This is a genomic window from Arthrobacter sp. NPDC056691 (assembly GCF_042791415.1).
GTDB lineage: Bacteria > Actinomycetota > Actinomycetes > Actinomycetales > Micrococcaceae > Arthrobacter.
Genome location: NZ_JBHTXX010000001.1, coordinates 277,252 through 296,064, shown reverse-complemented (window position 1 = coordinate 296,064; position 18,813 = coordinate 277,252). Strand labels below are relative to the sequence as shown.

At 67.4% G+C, this 18,813-nt stretch carries 18 protein-coding genes; 12 read left to right on the top strand and 6 right to left on the bottom strand.

All coding sequences use genetic code 11. From position 1 onward, the window contains the following. Nucleotides 1–41: 41 nt before the first annotated feature. Nucleotides 42–1,394 (bottom strand): uracil-xanthine permease family protein, encoded by a 1,353-nt coding sequence (locus ACFRAU_RS01415; protein ID WP_377998479.1) that lies wholly within the window; start codon nucleotides 1,392–1,394, stop codon nucleotides 42–44. A gap of 272 nt (nucleotides 1,395–1,666) precedes the next feature. Here ACFRAU_RS01415 and ACFRAU_RS01410 point away from each other — a divergent pair, with 272 nt between their 5' ends. Next, nucleotides 1,667–2,272: a malonic semialdehyde reductase gene (locus tag ACFRAU_RS01410; protein ID WP_377998478.1), complete on the top strand. Its 606-nt coding sequence runs from the start codon at nucleotides 1,667–1,669 to the stop codon at nucleotides 2,270–2,272. A gap of 264 nt (nucleotides 2,273–2,536) precedes the next feature. Here ACFRAU_RS01410 and pgm read toward each other — a convergent pair whose 3' ends face one another. Beyond that, on the bottom strand, nucleotides 2,537–4,198 hold the full coding sequence (gene pgm / locus ACFRAU_RS01405) for a phosphoglucomutase (alpha-D-glucose-1,6-bisphosphate-dependent) (protein ID WP_377995308.1): 1,662 nt from the start codon (nucleotides 4,196–4,198) through the stop codon (nucleotides 2,537–2,539). 400 nt (nucleotides 4,199–4,598) lie between these two features. On the opposite strand from pgm, the gene ACFRAU_RS01400 reads away from it, so the two are divergent. Next, nucleotides 4,599–5,438, top strand: coding sequence for an NERD domain-containing protein (locus tag ACFRAU_RS01400; protein WP_377995307.1), 840 nt, complete (start codon nucleotides 4,599–4,601; stop codon nucleotides 5,436–5,438). Between the two features lie 105 nt (nucleotides 5,439–5,543). Then, nucleotides 5,544–6,083 carry a DUF4190 domain-containing protein gene (locus tag ACFRAU_RS01395; protein ID WP_377995306.1) on the top strand — a complete coding sequence of 180 codons (540 nt, stop codon included), beginning with the start codon at nucleotides 5,544–5,546 and terminating at the stop codon, nucleotides 6,081–6,083. Between the two features lie 18 nt (nucleotides 6,084–6,101). On the opposite strand, the gene ACFRAU_RS01390 is transcribed toward ACFRAU_RS01395, so the two are convergent. Next, a complete protein-coding gene (locus ACFRAU_RS01390) occupies nucleotides 6,102–7,529 on the bottom strand; it encodes an amidase (protein WP_377998581.1) in 1,428 nt (475 codons plus the stop codon). 171 nt (nucleotides 7,530–7,700) lie between these two features. Here ACFRAU_RS01390 and ACFRAU_RS01385 point away from each other — a divergent pair, with 171 nt between their 5' ends. The 3 genes from ACFRAU_RS01385 (at nucleotide 7,701) to ACFRAU_RS01375 (ending at nucleotide 9,384) form a co-directional block, all read left to right on the top strand. Further along, complete coding sequence (locus tag ACFRAU_RS01385) at nucleotides 7,701–8,027, top strand: rhodanese-like domain-containing protein (protein WP_377995305.1); 327 nt, start codon at nucleotides 7,701–7,703, stop codon at nucleotides 8,025–8,027. A gap of 77 nt (nucleotides 8,028–8,104) precedes the next feature. Beyond that, entirely contained in the window at nucleotides 8,105–9,085 is a 981-nt protein-coding gene (gene pheA / locus ACFRAU_RS01380; RefSeq protein ID WP_377998477.1) for a prephenate dehydratase, read from the top strand. Nucleotides 9,086–9,177: 92 nt separating this feature from the next. Next, nucleotides 9,178–9,384 carry a hypothetical protein gene (locus tag ACFRAU_RS01375; RefSeq protein WP_377995303.1) on the top strand — a complete coding sequence of 69 codons (207 nt, stop codon included), beginning with the start codon at nucleotides 9,178–9,180 and terminating at the stop codon, nucleotides 9,382–9,384. A gap of 18 nt (nucleotides 9,385–9,402) precedes the next feature. Here the strand turns inward: ACFRAU_RS01375 and ACFRAU_RS01370 are convergent, their stop codons facing one another. Beyond that, nucleotides 9,403–10,470, bottom strand: a complete 1,068-nt coding sequence (locus ACFRAU_RS01370; protein ID WP_377995302.1) for a diacylglycerol/lipid kinase family protein — start codon at nucleotides 10,468–10,470, stop codon at nucleotides 9,403–9,405. Between the two features lie 55 nt (nucleotides 10,471–10,525). Between ACFRAU_RS01370 and serS the strand changes: the two genes are divergently transcribed. Both serS and ACFRAU_RS01360 read left to right on the top strand, forming a co-directional pair. Then, entirely contained in the window at nucleotides 10,526–11,806 is a 1,281-nt protein-coding gene (gene serS, locus ACFRAU_RS01365; RefSeq protein ID WP_377998476.1) for a serine--tRNA ligase, read from the top strand. A gap of 124 nt (nucleotides 11,807–11,930) precedes the next feature. Further along, a complete protein-coding gene (locus ACFRAU_RS01360) occupies nucleotides 11,931–12,776 on the top strand; it encodes an HAD family hydrolase (RefSeq protein ID WP_377995300.1) in 846 nt (281 codons plus the stop codon). Between the two features lie 25 nt (nucleotides 12,777–12,801). Here the strand turns inward: ACFRAU_RS01360 and ACFRAU_RS01355 are convergent, their stop codons facing one another. Together ACFRAU_RS01355 and ACFRAU_RS01350 are read right to left on the bottom strand one after the other, a co-directional pair. Then, a complete protein-coding gene (locus ACFRAU_RS01355) occupies nucleotides 12,802–13,401 on the bottom strand; it encodes a hypothetical protein (RefSeq protein ID WP_377995299.1) in 600 nt (199 codons plus the stop codon). 257 nt (nucleotides 13,402–13,658) lie between these two features. Further along, entirely contained in the window at nucleotides 13,659–14,147 is a 489-nt protein-coding gene (locus tag ACFRAU_RS01350) for an inorganic diphosphatase (RefSeq protein WP_003799714.1), read from the bottom strand. A 154-nt stretch (nucleotides 14,148–14,301) separates the two neighbouring features. On the opposite strand from ACFRAU_RS01350, the gene dacB reads away from it, so the two are divergent. From dacB to hpt, 4 genes are all read left to right on the top strand, one after another. Next, a complete protein-coding gene (gene dacB, locus ACFRAU_RS01345) occupies nucleotides 14,302–15,816 on the top strand; it encodes a D-alanyl-D-alanine carboxypeptidase/D-alanyl-D-alanine-endopeptidase (RefSeq protein WP_377998475.1) in 1,515 nt (504 codons plus the stop codon). A 57-nt stretch (nucleotides 15,817–15,873) separates the two neighbouring features. Next, nucleotides 15,874–16,992 carry a zinc-dependent metalloprotease gene (locus ACFRAU_RS01340; protein WP_377998474.1) on the top strand — a complete coding sequence of 373 codons (1,119 nt, stop codon included), beginning with the start codon at nucleotides 15,874–15,876 and terminating at the stop codon, nucleotides 16,990–16,992. 165 nt (nucleotides 16,993–17,157) lie between these two features. Continuing rightward, complete coding sequence (tilS, locus tag ACFRAU_RS01335) at nucleotides 17,158–18,207, top strand: tRNA lysidine(34) synthetase TilS (RefSeq protein WP_377998580.1); 1,050 nt, start codon at nucleotides 17,158–17,160, stop codon at nucleotides 18,205–18,207. Nucleotides 18,208–18,236: 29 nt separating this feature from the next. Beyond that, nucleotides 18,237–18,788: a hypoxanthine phosphoribosyltransferase gene (gene hpt, locus ACFRAU_RS01330; protein WP_003799723.1), complete on the top strand. Its 552-nt coding sequence runs from the start codon at nucleotides 18,237–18,239 to the stop codon at nucleotides 18,786–18,788. Nucleotides 18,789–18,813: the final 25 nt, after the last annotated feature.

Here is an 18,813-nt window from a genome sequence, read left to right as displayed (position 1 = left end):
CTTGCTGTTCGGGCCCAAGCCGCGAAAGTGGAGCAGAATTGCTAGCGCTTCTTGGGTTGCCTCTTTGCTGCGGCGTTGATGGCGGCCTTGGCGGCGGGCGGCAGGCCCTGCTGCTCCGTCTCCGGCTCGGCAGCAGTGCCCCGTGCCTTCGCGATGGCCCGCATGCCGTGGTAAATCACCAAGGCTGCGGCGGACCCGAGCGCGATGCCCGTGAACTTCAGGTCCCCGACGGTCCACGTGTAGTCCGCGATGCCGATGATAAGGGAGACGGCGGCCGTGGTCAGATTGACCGGGTTCGAAAAGTTGACCTTGTTCTGGACCCAGATCTTCACGCCGAGGACGCCGATCATGCCGTACAGCATGGTGGCGGCGCCGCCCAGCACGCCGGGCGGGACGGTGGCCACCAGTTCGCCGAACTTCGGGGAGAAGCTCAGCAGGATGGCGAAGATGCCGGCCACCCAGTAGGCGGCCGTGGAATAGACCTTGGTGGCGGCCATGACGCCGATGTTTTCCGCATAGGTGGTGGTGCCGGAGCCGCCGCCAAAGCCGGCGAGCACCGTGGCGGCGCCGTCGGCCATCAGGGCGCGACCGGAGACGCCGTCGAGGTTCTGGCCGGTCATGGCGGACACGGATTTCACGTGGCCGATGTTCTCAGCCACGAGGACCAGGACCACGGGAACGAACAGGCCCACCACGCCGAGGTGGAACTCAGGGGTCTGGAACTGGGGGAGGCCCACCCAGGCGGCGGCATCCATCTTGGAGTAGTCCACCTCGCCCCGGAGCATGGCCACGAGATAGCCCACCACCACGCCCACCAGGATGCTGAGGCGGCCAAAAATCCCGCGGAACAGCACACTCACCGCGATGATGGTCACCAGCGTCGCCAATGCGGTCACGGGGGCGGCGTCAAAGTTGTTCTTGGCTGCGGGCGCCAGGTTGAGCCCGATCAAGGCCACGATGGCGCCGGTGACAATCGGAGGCATCAGCCGGTTGATCCAGCCGGCGCCGAACTTCTGCACGATTGCACCGACGATGGCCAGGGCAGCGCCGGCCAGCACCACGCCGCCGAGCGCCCCGGGGATCCCAAACTGCTGCTGGGACGCCGTGATGGGTGCTATGAACGCAAAGCTCGAGCCAAGGTAGCTGGGAACGCGGCCCTGGGTGATCACGAGGAACAAAAGCGTGCCGATGCCGGAGAAGAAGAGGGTGGTGGCCGGCGGCATGCCGGTGATGATCGGCACCAGGAAGGTGGCTCCGAACATGGCCACAACGTGCTGCATCCCCACGCCGATGGTCAGCGGCCACGCGAGCCGTTCGCCGGGAGCCACCACCTCGCCCGGACGGACTGCCTTGCCGTTGCCGTGCAGCTTCCATTTGAATCCGAGCATGCTCATTGGCGGGGCCTTTCGGAGGGGAGTTTGCCCGCTCGCCGGGCTGGATCTTCAGGAGCAAGGATACCCCGCCGGACGCGGGCGCGAGAGGGCTTCCGGCCTGGGGCGTGTGCAGCACCGTTCAGCAAGGAAAGGACGCCGGTGTGTCAAACGTCACGCTGCCTATTTGGCTGTACGGGGAAGAGCGTGCCGCTAAATCCGGTTGGACCCAACGAAAGCAATCAGAACTGCCCGACGCCGCCCGCAGGGACGTCGGCCTAGTGAAAGGGGCGCGAATGACAATCGCCCATGAAGAAGCAGTGATCGATTCCGCCGCAGTGGATGCCATCTTCGCCGAAGCCCGCACCGCCAACGCGTTCACCGGCGAGGTCAGCGAGCAGCAGGCCCGCGCCATCTACGAGCTGACCAAGTTCGGCCCCACGGCCTTCAACTCCCAGCCGCTGCGCGTCACCTACGTACGCTCGGAGGAGGCCCGCGCCAAGCTGGTGCCCACGCTGTCCTCGGGCAACCGGGCCAAGACGGCCTCCGCACCCCTCGTGGCGATCCTCAGCTACGACACCGCCTGGCAGGAACAGTGGGACAGCTTCCTCCCCGGCTACAACGCCCCCAAGGCCATGTACGACGCTTCCCCGGACCTGGCCACCTCCACGGGCAACAACAACGCCCACCTGCAGGCCGGCTACTTCATCCTGGCCGTCCGCTCGCTCGGCTTCGCCGCCGGTCCGATGACCGGCGCGGATTTCGCCGCCATCGACGCCGAGTTCTTCCCGGCAGGCGACCAGAAGAGCTTCCTGGTGGTCAACATCGGCCAGCCCGGCCCCGAGGCCTGGGGTGCAGCGAAGCCCAAGTTCGCTTACGACGACGTGGTCCGCACGGTCTGATCGCCGCGCAAAAGCCCGGGGCTTATTGGGCTCCGGACGCGGAATGCCTCCGGCAATATGGGGGACATTCCGGAGGCATTCGGGACAGTATTTTTGCAGTTCAGAACTGCAAGGCATGCATCCGGGCCAATTCCAATAGTAGTCCTGTTTGGACCTGTTGAGCCGGTCCGTCCGGCCGCAGATGCGCCTGCACAGCAGCAAGAAAGCGCCGGATAACTGATGCCATCCGGCGCTTTCCGGTTCCGGGTTCAACCCAGCTGAGTCCTAGGAAATGACCCCGTCCACCAGCGCCTTGGCTTCGGCCTGGACCTGCTTGAGGTGGTCGGCGCCCTTGAAGGACTCGGCATAGATCTTGTAGACGTCCTCGGTGCCGGAGGGGCGGGCCGCGAACCATGCGTTCTCGGTGACCACCTTCAGGCCGCCGATGGAGGCGCCGTTGCCCGGCGCCTTGGTCAGCTTTGCCGTGATCGTCTCGCCGGCCAGTTCGGTGGCAGTGACATCCTCCGGTGACAGTTTGCCGAGTGCCGCCTTCTGGTCCCGGGTTGCGGCGGCGTCGATCCGTGCGTAGACCGGGGCGCCGAACTGGTCCGTGAGGCCCTTGTAGAGCTGGGACGGCGACTTGCCGGTCACAGCGGTGATCTCCGAGGCCAGAAGGGCCAGCAGGATGCCGTCCTTGTCCGTGGTCCAGACGCTGCCGTCGCGCTTGTTGAACGAGGCGCCGGCCGATTCCTCGCCGCCGAACGCGCCTTCGCCGGAGAGCAGGCCGGGGACGAACCACTTGAAGCCCACGGGCACCTCCACCAGCTTGCGGCCCAGCCCGCCCGCCACGCGGTCGATGATCGAGGAGGACACGAGGGTCTTGCCCACCACGGAGTTCGGGTTCCAGCCGCTGCGGTTGCGGTACAGGTAGTCGATGGCAACCGCGAGGTAGTGGTTGGGGTTCATCAGGCCGCCGTCAGGAGTAACGATGCCGTGCCTGTCGGCGTCGGCGTCATTTCCGGTGGCGACGTCGTAGGCGGCGGACCCGTCCGCACCAACAGACATCCGGTTGATGAGCGAGGCCATGGCCGACGGGGAGGAGCAGTCCATTCGGATCTTCTCGTCCCAGTCCAGGGTCATGAAGGCCCACTGCGGGTCCACCGTGGGGTTGACTACCGTGAGGTTCAGCTGGTGGCGTTCCCCGATTTCACCCCAGTAGTCCACGGACGCGCCGCCCATGGGGTCGGCCCCGATCCGCACACCGGCGTTGCGGATGGCGTCCAGGTCCAGGACGGAGGGCAGGTCGTCCACATAGCTGCTGAGGAAGTCGAACTTTCCGGTGGTTTCGGCCTCGAGGGCCTGGGCCAGCGGAATCCGCTTCACGCCGCGGAGCCCGTTCTCCAGCAGTTCGTTGGCCCGGTTGGCGATCCAGCCCGTCGCATCGGTGTCGGCCGGGCCGCCGTGCGGGGGGTTGTACTTGAAGCCGCCGTCGGCCGGCGGGTTGTGGCTGGGGGTGACAACAATGCCGTCGGCCTGCGGGGCCCCGGCAGGGGCGTTGCGGTTGTAGGTGAGGATGGCGTGGCTCAGTGCCGGGGTGGGCGTGTAGCCGTGCCGCGCGTCGATGAGGACGTTTACGCCATTTGCGGCCAGCACCTCGAGGGCGGAGTTCTGCGCCGGTTCGCTCAGTCCGTGGGTGTCCTTGGCCAGGAACAGCGGGCCGGTGATGCCCTGTCCGGCGCGGTACTCCACGATCGCCTGCGTGATCGCCACGATATGCCCTTCATTGAAGGACGCTTTCAGGCTTGATCCGCGGTGCCCGGAGGTTCCGAAGGCCACGCGCTGGCCGGGGTCCCCCAGGTCAGGCTTGACGTCGTAGTACGCGTCGAGCAGTGCGGTCAGGTCAACAAGGTCTTGGGGTTGGGCAACTGTGCCCGCTCGGCTAGCCATGGCACCAGCATGCCAGACGACGGCGAACGGCAACACGAAGTGTCCGGAATCCGGCCCCTGTGACGCGGAATGTCACCAATTCTTCCGGACTACTTGCATTTATCCGCGATAAAAAACTGAGTAGTGCTGAAAAGTACTTATATACCCGCCCCTGAAGGGGCTGTTACGTTCAAACGGCAGGAACGGCTGGTGCCATGTACGACGCCGGGTGTCCGGACCAGCGGAAACGTCCCGGAAGCCTGTGGCTGAATTTCAGCCGTGCCATCCGCTGGCAGGTAATTCGGCCCGTTTGGGCCGGCAATTTGTCCGGCCTTTCGGGCCGGGACATTTACAGCCGGGATTTGGTTCGTTGAATCGGGCCGGTCATTTGGAAGACGAGCGAGCAATGCAGAGGTGAACAATGGGGGCTGGAGATGCAGCATTCGAACGGACGAGGCTCGCCTCCGAACGGATCGCGCGGCTGAAGCGTGACCTCGCCCCCACCGGCCCCGTTGGTACGGGTCCTGCCGGTGCCGGCCTTGTAGGTGCGGAGCAAAGCCATCTCGTGGCCGAAAGGCTTGCCCAGCTGGGGCCGTACGGCTGGTTCCTCCTGCACGACGTCCATTGGCCCGGCCGCCCGCTGGCCCGGCTGGAGCATGTCCTGGTGGGACCCGGTGGTGTGGTGGTGGTCAGTGCCAAGAACTGGTCCGGGGATGTCGACGTCGTGGATGGCGCGCTCCGGCAGAACGGCCATGACCGGTTCCCGGCGGTGGAGACGGCGCTGGCGCAGGCCGCCGCCGTGGCCGCGGTCCTGCCGGCGCCGTGGCGGAGGCTGGTCCGGTCCCTGATCTGCCTGACGGCACAGCCGGACATGCAGGGCACCACCGGTTCGGGCATCGAGGTGCGGGGGATCGACTGCGTTGCTTCCGCCGTGACCGACCTGCCGGACGTGCTGGATGCACCTTCGGTCCTCAGGCTCTACGCGCAGCTGGGGCAGCTCCTTACCCGTCCGCAGGCGCCGGAGGCCGGCACTGTCCGGAACCCCGCGTACCGCCCGGCCGGGGGCCGCTCGGCCACACCCCGCCCGGCCACACCCCGCCCGGGCCGCGGGCGTCCTGTTCCACCGCACTACCTGTCCGGCGGGGAGCGGCGGCCGGGGACCGTGCTGCGGGTGGTGGGAAGGTCGCTCGTCGCGGGCCTCGTTTCCGCGGCACTGCTGGCGCCGCCCCTGTGGCTTTTGTGGGAGCTGCTCCCCAAGTGACCGGGCTTTCTCAAACGATCAGGCTTCCCAAGTCCTCAGGCCTCCCGAGCCATTGCGGTGGCGCCGGCGGTAATGTTCTGTTGAGGACCAAATGAGGGGAATTCCATGACAGAGCAGCGTCCCGGGTCCGGCGACGAGCAGGCACCGGACACCCACCAGCAATCGCCGTATAGCACCCAGGGCCCGGACATCCCGGCCCCGCCACTGTACGATCCGCCGCTGTATGCCCCGCCCGGCCAGCAGTACGGCGGCCAGCAGTATGGCGGCGGCCAGTATGGCGACGCCGGCCAGCAGCACAGCCAGCCGGCCAGCCCCTATGGCCAGCAGTACGGCTACCAGTACGGCCAGCAATACTCCAGCCCGTACGGCCAGCCGTCGTATTACGGCGCGGCACCCCAGCCCAAGGGCCTGAGCATCGCCAGCATGTGCTGCGGCATCGCCGTCTACCTGGGCTTCGGGGTCTTCATCCTGCCGCAGCTGGCCGCCGTGATCCTGGGCCATCTGGCGCTGCGCCGTGAACCGTCAGGCCGCGGCTTCGCCATTGCCGGCCTGGTGATGGGGTATCTCGGCCTGGTCCTGACCGTCCTCGCGATCGTGGGGCTCACCATCCTGGCCAGCGTCGCCAGCACGTCCAGCACCATCTGACCGGCTGGTACCCCCAACTCAGAACCCCAGCTGGGCTGCCACCTGCAGGAGCAGCGCCTCCGAGCCGGGCCGGCCAATCAGCTGGATGCCCATCGGAAGCCCAGCTCCCGGGCGGCCCCCGGTCCAGTGCACGGGGATGCTGACGGCCGGCAGGCCGCACACGTTGACCATGGACGACCACGGTGCGAATTCGCACTGCCTGCGGTAGTCGCCGTCGGCGTCGCCCGCCCATTCCGGTGACGGCCACCGGCCGTCACCGTGGCCCGACCCGGAGAACCAGCCCACCGGACGCGGTGTCTGGGCCAGCGCCGGCGTCAGGATCAAGTCCCAGGCTGAGTACTGCGCCAGCGTGTCGCGCTCGAATTGCCGCAGGAACGCCAGGCATTCGTTGAGTTTGGCGGCGCTCCGCTGCTGCGCCCGCCGCCGGAAGGTCCGCGTCAGCGGCGTCAGCAGCGCCTCGCGGTGCGGTGCGATCCGGGCCGCACCCACCCCGGCCGTCCAGGCAGTGGTGAACGCGTCGGGGTAACGGTTGTCGTACCGGATCTCAGCCTCGACGACGTCGTGCCCGGCACCTGTCAGCAGCCGGATGCCGGCGTTCAGCGCATCCAGTGCCTCCGGATCGGGGGTGAACGGGAAGATCCCGCCCCACGGGCTGTCCAGGCTGACGCCGATCCGCAGCGGAGCAGGAGCCCGGCTTACGGCATTCAGGTAGCCCACTCCGTCTGCGCTTCCCGCGCTGTCCGTGGCCGCGTCGGCGGGGGCCATGACATCCAGCAGCAGCGCGGCGTCGGCCGCGGAACGCGCCAGCGGCCCGGCCACCACCAGGCCGGCGGGATCCCCGCTGCTTTCACCCGCCGGGACCACGCCCCGGCCGGGTTTCAGGCCCAGCAGCCCGCATGCCGCCGCCGGAATCCGGATCGACCCGCCGCCGTCGGTTCCGGGCGCAAACGGCACCAGCCCAGCCGCCACGGCAGCGGCACTGCCGCCGGAGGAACCGCCCGAGCTCCGGCTCAGGGCGTAGGGATTGCGCGACGGCGGTGCGATGCGGTTTTCGCTGTAGGCCGTGAGCCCGAATTCGGGTACCTGGGTCTTACCGAGCGAAATGGCGCCTGCACCCCTGAGCGCCGCCGCGAGGGCGCCGTCGGCCGGTGCCGGACGCCGGTCCAGCGCTGCGCTGCCGTGGGTGGTGATTACGCCGGCAACATCGGTGAGGTCCTTGAACGCCACCGGCATCCCGTGCAACGGCGGGAGCGGCTGGTCCGGGCGGCGCCGGGCGAACAGGGCGTCTGCTGCGGCGGCCTCGGCCATCGCCCGTGGTCCGGTGACGGTGATCAAGGCGCCGAGCCTCGGGTTCGATTCCTCGATCCGCGCCAGGTAATGCTCCGTGACCTCGCGCGCGGAGAGTTCTCCGGAATGAAGCGCTGCCCTGAGCTGGACGGCCGGCATGCGGTGGATGTCTGCCAGGCGGGATGGGGCGGACACTGTGCTCCTTTGCTGTGCTCCCTTTTGAGCGGCTCGCGGGCTTCGGACCAGCGTAACCTGTGCCGGCCGGCGGGTGCGGGGGCAGTGCTGGCGATACGCTGGAGCTGAGAGCTTGAGGCCAAGGAGAGGACTCCCATGAGCGACTTCGATACCGTCACTGTGAAGGACGTCCCCGCGGACGCCACCATTCTGGACGTGCGGGAGGACTACGAATGGGTAGCCGGGCACGCTGAAGGCGCCCTGCACATCCCGATGGACCAGCTGCCCGGACGCCTGGACGACCTCGACCCGGACGAGGACCTGTATGTGATCTGCCGGACCGGCGGGCGCTCCTTCCGCGCAGCGCACTGGCTGGTGGGCCAGGGCTACTCGGCCGTGAACGTGGCCGGCGGCATGGACCAGTGGCTGGAATCGGGCAAGCCGCTGGTGTCCGACAACGGCCTCAAGCCCGTGGTTCTGTAGGCCGCATTAGCCCGGCCGCATTCGCTCGGCCCGGCCCGCCGTCGTCCTTCCCGTCCTATCCCCGCAAAGGAATATCCATGCCCGCCGCCCGCCGCACTTACACCTTCCTCGGCCCCGAGGGCACGTTTACGGAGGCGGCGCTTCTGCAGGTTCCTGATGCTGCCGAAGCCGTGCGCATCCCGTCCTCCAACGTCAACGCGGCGCTGGACAGGGTGCGGGACGGGTCGGTGGACGCCGCCATGGTGCCTATCGAGAACTCGGTGGAGGGCGGCGTCACGGCCACCCTGGACGCGATTGCCACGGGACAGGAGCTGCGGATCATCCGCGAAGCCCTGGTGCCCATCAGCTTCGTGCTGGTGGCGCGGCCCGGCGTCGGGCTTTCCCAGATCCGGCGGATCTCTACGCACGGGCACGCCTGGGCGCAGTGCCGGCTGTGGGTGGACCAACATATTCCCGGTGCAGAATACATTCCCGGTTCGTCCACAGCCGCTGCTGCAATGGGCCTGCTGGAGGACGACGCGCACTACGACGCCGCCATCTGCGCGCCGATAGTCGCCGCGGAGCAACCCGGGCTGAACGTGCTGGCCGAGAACATCGGTGACAATCCCGGCGCCGTGACGCGATTCATTCTCGTCAGCCGTCCGGGTGTCCTGCCGGCCCGGACCGGTGCGGACAAGACGACGGTGGTGGTGCCCCTTCCTGAGGACCGGCCGGGCGCCCTGATGGAAATCCTGGACCAGTTCGCCACCCGCGGCGTGAACCTGAGCCGCATCGAATCCCGGCCCACCGGGCAGTACCTGGGCCACTACTTCTTCAGCATCGACGCCGACGGCCACGTTGGCGACGCGCGGGTGGCCGACGCACTCGCCGGCCTGCACCGCATCAGTCCTGCCACGCGGTTCCTTGGCTCCTACGGCCGTGCCGATGCGCAGGCCCCCGTGGTACGGGAGCACACGACTGACGAGGCATTCCAGGCGGCGCATGCATGGGTCAAAGGGATACTCGCCAGCGACTCCCTGGGCTCGGAGACGCCGGTGGAAGCTTCGCCGTCAGCGTAGATAAATGCCCTGCGGGGCACTTCCCTGCCCCTGTTGCTGTGCGTATGCTTGCATGATCAACAAAGGGATGGCCCCAACGAAAGGAGTGGGTCATGTCGGACAAGAATGACAATGACGGCCAGGGAATGATCGTCAATCCCAAGCCCACAGCCGAGAACCAGGACTGGGACGGGGACGAGGCCGACCGTGCGGACCGCCTGCGTTTCGAAGAGGAGCAGGCCATGATCCGCGAACAGTCCGAAGCCAGGGCAGCCGCCAAGGCCGCTGCCGAGTCCGCCAAGCACGCCCAGTCAGCCTAGCCAAACTGCCCTGACGTTCTACGGGACGCGCGCGGTTTCTTCCCTGACGCGCACCAGCAGCGACCTCGGCTCCACCTGAACTGTCACCTTCGTGGCGTCGCCGGACGTGTCGCCGTCGAGCTGGGTGGGCATCGGTTCGGGGCACTTGATCACCACCTTGCCGGAGCGGTACACGCTCATGACGGGCAGGTGCCGCTTGTGCTTGAACAGGATCTTGGCATACATCGCCAGCCAGCCCACGGCGCTGCGGGGGCTCATGACCACCACGTCCAGCATCCCGTCGTCGATCATGGCCTGCGGGATAAAGTCGATGCCGCCCGGAACCAGCCCGCAGTTGGCAAAGAGGATGCTGCGGATCTTCCGCGACTGGTCAGGCTGGTCATCCAGTGAGATGGCCACCTTCTTCCGGCGCCCGGGAAGGTGACGGACGCCGGCCTCCGTGTAGGCCAGCCATCCGACGGCGCGCTTGAGGTCAGCGTTCGTGTCACCCACCACCTCGGCGTCCATGCCGATGCCGGCGATAACGAGGAACGAGTGGCTTGAGGAGTGCCCGGTGAGCGAGTTCTCGATCTTCATTCGGGCTGTGTCGATGAACCGCTGGTGGCCGAAGAGCGCGGTCTGGATGTTGCCGTACAGGTCGTAGACGTCCAGGTCCACGTTGCGGGCCAGCAGATTGCCGGTGCCCAGCGGGACCAGGCCCATCGCCACCCCGGTGTGCGCCAGGGCCTCGGCCGCCACGCGCACCGTACCGTCGCCGCCGCCCACCAGGACGACGTCGGCTCCGTACTCCAGCGCCGCCCGGACCTGGGAATGTCCCGGGTCCTCCGGCGTCGTTTCAAAGAACCGCGGCTCCTCCCAGCCGGCGGCCAAGCAGGCACGCTGGATGGTGGCACGGGCTTCATCGGCCTTGGCCTTGACGGGGTTGAGGATGACGGCGACGCGCTGGCGTTCCAGGCCGTGTTCGTGGGCCTCTTCGCGCACGGCGCTGCGGATGTGCAGGGCCTTCAGCCTGCGCACGCCCCACCAGCTGGAGACGGCGAAAGCCAGGGCTGCAGCGATCAGGACGTAAAGAAGCAGGTCGCTCATGGTGCTCCAACACTATCCCGCCCGGAGTGTCCCGCAGATTCGATACCCTTGTCTGGTGATCGACGTAAAAGACCTCAGCGAAAATCCGGACAAGTTCCGCGCCAGCCAGCGCGCCCGCGGTGCGGACGAAACCCTGGTGGACGCGATCATCGACGCCGACGCTGCCCGCCGTGCGGCGCTGATCGGCTTTGAAAACCTCCGCGCCGAACAGAACGTGTTCGGCAAGAAGGTGGCCCAGGCCAAGGGCGAGGAAAAGCAGGCGCTGCTCGCCGAGGTCCGCGAACTGGCGGGTGCGGTGAAGGCCGCCTCGGCGGAGGCCGACGCCGCCCAGGCAAAGCAGGAAGAACTGCTGCGCACCATCCCCAACCTCATTGAAGACGGCGTGCCGGCAGGCGGCGAGGACGACTATGTCGTGGTCAAGACCGTGGGCGCGCCGCGTGAATTCCCCGACTTCGAACCGCGGGACCACCTCGAAATCGGCGAGCTGATCGGCGCGATCGACATGGAGCGTGGGGCCAAGGTCTCCGGTGCGCGTTTCTATTTCCTCCGCGGCGTGGGTGCCCGGCTGGAAATGGCCCTGCTGCAGATGGCCATGGAGCAAGCCATCGAGGCCGGCTTCATCCCCATGATCACCCCCACGCTGGTCCGTCCGGAGACCATGCAGGGCACCGGGTTTGATGTAAAGCACGACGCCGAAATCTACCGACTCGCCGAGGACGACCTTTACCTTGTGGGCACCTCGGAGGTGCCGCTTGCCGGGTACCACGCGGACGAGATCCTGGACCTCTCCGCCGGCCCCATCCGTTTTGCCGGCCAGAGCTCCTGCTACCGCCGCGAGGCCGGCTCGCACGGCAAGGACACCCGCGGGATTATCCGGGTCCACCAGTTCAACAAGGTGGAAATGTTCATCTACACCACGGTGGAAGAGGCCGCGGCCGAACATGAGCGCCTGCTGGCCTGGGAAGAGCAGATGCTGGCCAAGTGCGAGCTTCCGTACCGCGTGATCGACACCGCCGCGGGCGACCTCGGCATGTCCGCGGCCCGCAAGTTCGACTGCGAAGCCTGGGTCCCCACGCAGGGTGCTTACCGCGAGCTGACCTCGACGTCCAACTGCACCACCTTCCAGGCCCGCCGCCTGAACATCCGTGAGCGTGTGTTCACCGAGGACGGCAGCCCCAAGGGCACCCGTGCTGTGGCCACGCTCAACGGCACGCTGGCAACCACGCGCTGGATCGTGGCCCTGCTGGAGCACCACCAGAACGCTGACGGCTCGGTCAACGTGCCCGCGGCCCTGCAGAAGTACCTCGGCGGGCTCCAGGTTCTTCCCGTTCTCTAAGCGGATTCTGCACAGCGGGTAAATACTCACACCGGGGACAACCTGTGAGTATTTACCCGCTGTTCACGCCCTGCTGTGCTCTGCGTCCTAGTGGGTGTCAGGGGCGTCTGCTCTACTAGGAAGCATGACTACACTGACTGAATCCTCAGCCGCCGGCATCGAAGACCGGCGAGACGCACAACAGAAGCTCATGATCGCCCTGGACGTGGACGGCACCCTCGTGGACCACGACGGCCACATGTCCGCTCCGGTCCGCGACGCCGCACAGGCCGTGGTGGCAGCCGGGCACGAGGTCCTGATCGCCACCGGACGTTCGCTCAACGCCACGCTCCCCATCATCGAACAGATCGGCCTGGACCGCGGCTACGCGGTCTGCTGCAACGGCGGCGTGACACTTCGCCTCGACCCGGGCCTGCCCAACGGCTACGACATCATCCACAAGGCCACCTTCGATCCCGGTCCCGCGCTCCGCGCCCTCCGTAAGCGCCTGCCAGCAGCCAAATACGCGCTGGAGGACGAGGACGGCAACTTCCTCTCCACCGAGCGCTTCCAGGACGCGAGCTTCGGCGTCGAGGCCATCGGTGTGGATTTCCAGACCATGCTCGAGGCCACGGCCGTCCGTGTCGTCGTCTTCAGCGCGGAGAACACGCCCGAGGAGTTCAACGAAGCCATCGGGCACATCGGCCTTGCCGGGGTGACCTATTCGGTCGGCTGGACCGCATGGCTGGACATCGCCGCGGCCGGCGTCACCAAGGCCAGCGCCCTGGAGAACCTCCGCGGCCTCCTCGGTGTTGATCCCGCCGCCACGGTTGCCATCGGCGACGGCCGCAACGACATCGAGATGCTCGGCTGGGCGGGCCGCGGCGTGGCCATGGGACAGGCTCCGGAGGAAGTGGTGGCCGCCGCGGACGAGGTCACCAAGTCGGTATACGACGACGGCGCCGCCCACGTGCTCCGCGGCCTCCTGTAGCGGGCGCCCCAGTTTAAGAGGCGCCCTAACGCACGTCGAGAATCAGCGCGAGCAGCCTGGCCGCCGCCGGCCGGGCTGCGTGCTCCTCGTTCCACTGCGACCTCGCCACAGCCTTGCTGACGGCCTGCGAGGTGATGCCGAGCTCGGCGGCAACGGTTTTCTGCTGGCCTCGCACCCCGGGGGTCATCAGGTCAAGCACGCGCCACTCGGCCTCGCTCCTGTCCCTGACGATGTAGCCCAGCAGGCGGAGCACCGACTCGGACTCGGCTGCCACGTCCGCCAGGGGACCCTCCACGGCCACGGGGATGCGCTCTTTGCTGTTGCGGAGGCGGTCCACGGCACGGCGGGCGTAGATGAGGCCGTGCCCGCTGGCGTCCTTGATCTGGTTGGGCAGCGGCTCGTTCACCGGGCCTACGCCGATCCCCACGTACCAGCTTCCGCAGCGGAGCGCGATCAGGGCCGCATCCACCGCCTGGTGCGGGCAATCCACGATGCCCTGCACCTCGTCCTCGACGGAGCGGTCAAAGTCCAGTCGCGCCGGGATATGTCGTAGGTCCTTGAGGAGATGCGGGACCCGGTCGCCGTCGCGCCGGCTGTCTGTTTGATTGATAGTCAGCGTGAACATGGTGGACATCAGACTACCCGGTGCCCACGTCGAGGCAAGCTGGGAGCCTACGGCACGTTACGGATCTCACTCCTGGCCCGAACTGGCAGCTGATGCCCTCAAAACCCGGATTTGAGGGCATCAGCTGCCAGTTCGCGCATTAAAGAACGACGGCGGTAGGTGGGGTTCTTGGCGAACCCCACCTACCTCCCCACCGCCTCCCTAACCTCGCTTCGCTCGGCAAGGGAACCCTGGCGGCGTGGGCCCAGTCGTGCTTGCTAGTGTGCTGCGGGCACGTAACGCTTGATGGAAGCCTCGAGTTCGGCTTCGGCAGCTGCGCGGTCGGCCCAGCCCTCGGCCTTGACCCACTTGCCGGGCTCCAGGTCCTTGTAGCGGGTGAAGAAGTGCTCGATTTCCTTGATCAGGAATTCGTTGACGTCGCTGACTTCCTGGATGTGGTCGAACCGCGGGTCGGCCGGAACGCAGAGGACCTTGGCGTCTCCGCCGCCGTCGTCGGTCATGTTGAAGACGCCGATCGGACGGGCCTCAACGATGACGCCCGGGTGCAGATCGAAGTCCTGCAGGAGCACCAGTGCGTCCAGCGGGTCGCCGTCTTCGCCGAGGGTGTTCTCGAAGAAGCCGTAGTGGGTGGGGTACTGCATGGAAGTGAAGAGGACACGGTCCAGGCGGACCCGGCCGGTCTCATGGTCGACTTCGTACTTAACGCGCGATCCCTTGGGGATCTCGATGGTCACGTCATGCTTCATGGAATGCTCCTCGACGATTGCTTGGTGTTCGCGGCACACGCGATGATCAACCAAAAATGGACTGTCGGTGCCGCCGACTACTATTGAGGATATAGCGAGAGGCCCAGGTTTCAGGAACTAATGGGGTAATTTCAGGACTTTGAGGACCAGCAGTATGAGCGGCACCAGGGGCACGGCCAATAGCCGCGGCAGGCTTTCCACAGGCAAATTTCACAAACTGGTCCGGAGCTGGCCTACCCTCGTCCTCACGGTGCTCCTCCTGGCACTGGCCCTTCCCGCCGGGATGCTCATTGCCCCCGCGCTGACGGGGCCGGCCCAGTCCACGGCCCAGCCGGCAGAGACCCCCGCCTGGCAGCTGGTCCCGGAACAACTGTCCGTCCCGCAGGGCATCGATCCGCTCAGCACCACGGCGCCGGTGCCGGTACCCGCCAATGTGGCGGCACGGCTGGACCCCCTCCTCAAGACCGACGGCGGCGGAACGTTCACGGCCGTGGTCCAGGACGCCGCCACCGGCAAAGTCCTTTACGACAGGGAAGGTGCCGCCAGGAGGATTCCGGCCTCCAACATGAAGCTCCTCACCGCCGTGGCCGCGCTGCGGGGGATCGGCCCCGAGGAACGGTTCAGCACCAGGGTGGTCGCCGGGCCGGCTGCCGCGGGATCTCCGGGGGCCGCAATGGGGTCAGTCGTGCTGGTAGGCGGCGGGGACGTCCTGCTCGGTGCCGGCGACTCCGCGGAGTCCAAGGTCCTGGGCCACGCTGGGCTCGCCACGCTGGCAAAACAGACCGTTGACTCACTGCGCAAGAGCGGCTTCAAGGGGCAGGTCCAGGTGCTGGTGGATGATTCCCTTTTCACCGGTCCGGCGCTGAACCCGGCCTGGAGCCCGGATGACGTTGCCGCCGGTGAGACTGCACCGATTTTCCCGCTGGCCCTCAATTCGGCGCGGTTTGACCCGGCAGACACCACAGCGCCCCGGCCCCAGGACCCAGCGATCGCCGCGGGGGAGGCGTTCGCTGCCGGCCTCAAAGCGGCCGGTGCCGCCGCCGGCCTCACCGTCGCACCCGCCGTCGTGCGTTTTGACGGAAAGACGACGACGGACGCCAAAGTCCTCGCCCAAGTGCAGTCCGCGACGGTCAGCCAGCAGGTGGACCTCATGCTGCAGACCTCGGACAACTATCTCGCCGAAACCCTGGGCCGCATGACCGCGGTCGCCGCCGGCCAGCCGGCGACGAACGAGTCGGCAAAAGCCGCCGTTCTTGGGCAGATCGCCGGGCTGGGAATCCCAACGGACGGAATGCTCGCCGCGGATGTGTCCGGCCTGGCCCTGGCCAACCAGGTGTCCGCCCGCCAGTTCTCGGAGGTGGTTCGGGCCATCACCAACGGCAAGGACGCCCGGCTCAGGGCCGCTCTGGCCGGATTCCCGGTGGCGGGGCTGACCGGCACGCTCGGTGACAGATACATCGACGAGTCCACGGCCGAGGGCGCCGGCCTGGTGCGGGCCAAAACGGGAACCCTGAACACGGTCATTGCGCTGAGCGGGTACGTGGTGGACGCCGACGGCCGGCTCCTGGTGTTCTCCTTCATCGGCAACGGCCTGACGCCGGGGGCCGAGGGCAACAAGCCGGCCCTGGACACGGCGGCCACGGCGCTGGCCGGCTGCGGCTGCAGTTAGTTCGCCGGTCAGCGAACTTAAGGCGCGCTGCAAGGCACGTATGTTCTGATGGAGCGTATGGAGTCCACTGCAAGCCAGTCATCCGCCCCTGCCCAGGCCCTCATCAACTGGGACCTCGCCGCGTCCGCAGCAGCACGGCTGGCTCCGCCCGGCCCGTCCCTGACCGCCGCCGAGATCGGCGACGCCGTCTCCCAGTTGAGGGAACTGGCAGACGCCTCCGTTCCGCACGTCCACCAGATCACCGGGCTGGAGGCTGCCCGCGACCTCCGGGACTCATCCGTCCTCGTTGTGGACCGGGCCTCCTGGGCGAAGGCCAACACGCAGAGCTTCGCCGTGATGCTGAAGCCTGCCATCGAAAAAATGCTGGAAAACCGCCGCGGCACCATCAGCCCCGGAGCCGCCACCGTCAGCGGCGCCATCACCGGCAGCCAGCTTGGCGCCGTGCTCGCGTTCCTCTCCAGCAAGGTCCTGGGCCAGTACGATCCTTTTGCCGCCCTCGCCGAAGGATCGCAGGCGCCGTCCGGCGGCCGCCTGCTGCTGGTTGCGCCCAACATCATCGCCGTCGAGCGCGAGCTCAATGTGAACCCCCAGGATTTCCGGCTCTGGGTATGCCTGCACGAACAGACGCACCGGGTGCAGTTCGCCGCGGCACCCTGGCTCCGGCACCACATGCTGAACGAGATCGACAACCTCAGCGGGCACCTGCTGGGCAACGTGGACTCCCTGATGGAACGCGCCTCGGCGGCGGCCCGCTCGCTCAAGGACCGGGCCGCCTCCGGTTCCACTCCGGGCCGCGGCGCCATCCTCGACCTCCTGCAGGACCCTGAGGAAAAGGCCTCGCTGTCACACCTCACGGCGGTCATGAGCCTGCTCGAAGGCCACGCCAACGTGGTGATGGACGCGGTGGACGCCAGCATCGTCCCGTCCGTGAAGACCATCCGGCAGCGGTTCAACGCCCGCGGCAAGGACAGGGGCGTCATCGAGAAGTTCATCCGCAGCCTGCTGGGGCTCGACGCCAAGATGAAGCAGTACAGCGACGGCGCCAAGTTTGTCCGTGCGGTGGTGGACGTGGCCGGCATGGAGGGCTTCAACCGGGTCTGGGAAGCTCCGGCGAACCTGCCCACCGAAGAGGAAATCCACAACGCCAGGATCTGGCTCGACAGGATGGGTTTCTAGGTTTCCGTGCAGCACCTCCCCAACACTGCCGGCGGTTCCCTTTCGGGCGGCCCGGTACCCGTCCCCGGCGGCCCCGTTCCCAGCGGCCCCGTTCCCGGCGGCCCCGTTCCCAGCGGAAGGCGGCGGCCGGGCCGGTTGGCGCCGGTACTCGGCACGGCCCGAAAAATGCTGCAGGATGCGCTGGCCGAAGCCGGCTATCCCGCCCGCGTCCTGGTGGCCTGCAGCGGCGGCCCCGACTCCCTGGCCCTGGCCGCTGTGGCCGCCTATTTCGCCCGGCGCGGCCACGTGGACGGCCGGCAGGTTGTCATCGGCGCGGTGGTGGTGGACCACCAGTTGCAGCCCGGTTCCGCTGATGTTGCGGCGGGAACCGCGCAGACCCTGCGGGACCTGGGCCTGGACCCGGTGCAGATCCGCACGGTCGATGTCGCGGCCACGGGTTTCGGGCCGGAAGCCGCGGCCCGCGATGCCCGCCATGCCGCACTCGACGCGGCGGCAGGGGAGTGGAAAGCCGGCGCCATCCTGCTGGGGCACACCCTCGATGACCAGGCGGAGCAGGTGCTGCTGGGCCTGGCCCGCGGCTCAGGCACGCGGTCCCTGGCCGGGATGCGGCCCGCCAGGGGGAAGCTGCTCCGGCCGTTCCTTGGCCTGCGCCGGGAGGACACCCTGGAGATCTGCAGCGCGGAGGAGCTCGAGCCCTGGCACGACCCCAGCAACGCCGATCCTGCCTTCGCCCGTTCAAGGACCAGGGTGGAGGTCATGCCGGTGCTGGAGGAAAAACTCGGTCCCGGGGTGGCCGAATCGCTGGCACGCACGGCCGCCATCCTGCAGCTGGATGCCGACTACCTGGAGGACGTGGCCAACAGCACGTACGAGTCGCTCGCTGAGTACGACGGCCCCGACACCAGCCTCCCGGAGGCTGCCCTGACCGACCTGGCCCCGGCCATCAGGTTCCGCGTGATCGCCAAGGCGGCTGCCGGCGTCGGCGGTCAACAGCCCAGCTACCAGCGCCTTTTGGCGGCGGAAGCACTGCTGCGGCGGAAGGGCTCGGCCGGTCCGGTGGAACTGCCCGGCGGGGTCAGCGTGTACCGTCTTTCGCTTGCCGAGCTGCAGGACCGGGAGCGTGCCCAGGGGCAGGGCGGGACGGAAGGCGTTCCCCGCGAGGCCGCCCGCTGTGGGAAGCTTGTATTCCGGCTTCATAAACCGTCCCGCAAATAGTCGCACCCGCATCTACACAGGAGCAATTGGTGGATTCATCCGACGTCCAGGCAGACCTCAAACACGTTCTCTACACCAAGGAACAGATCCAGCAGCGCATCACCGAGCTCGCGGCCCAGATCGACAAGGACTACGAAGGGCGCGAAATCCTTATTGTGGGCGTGCTCAAGGGCGCAGTCATGGTCATGGCAGACCTGGCCCGTGCACTGCACAGCCACATCTCCATGGACTGGATGGCTGTCTCCTCCTACGGCTCCGGCACGCAGTCCTCCGGCGTGGTGCGCATCCTCAAGGACCTCGACACCGACCTGATGGGCAAGGACGTGCTCATTGTCGAGGACATCATCGACTCCGGTCTCACGCTGTCCTGGCTGAAGACCAACCTCGAATCCCGCGGCACCGCATCGGTGGAAATCTGCACCGCCTTCCGCAAGCCGACGGCCGCCAAGGTGGAGATCGACGTCAAGTACGTGGGCTACGACATCCCCAACGAGTTCGTGGTGGGCTACGGCCTGGACTACGCCGAGAAGTACCGCAACCTGGACTTCGTCGGCACCCTGGCACCGCACGTCTACGAGTAGACGCCTCCCGCCTCCGCCGGCGGCC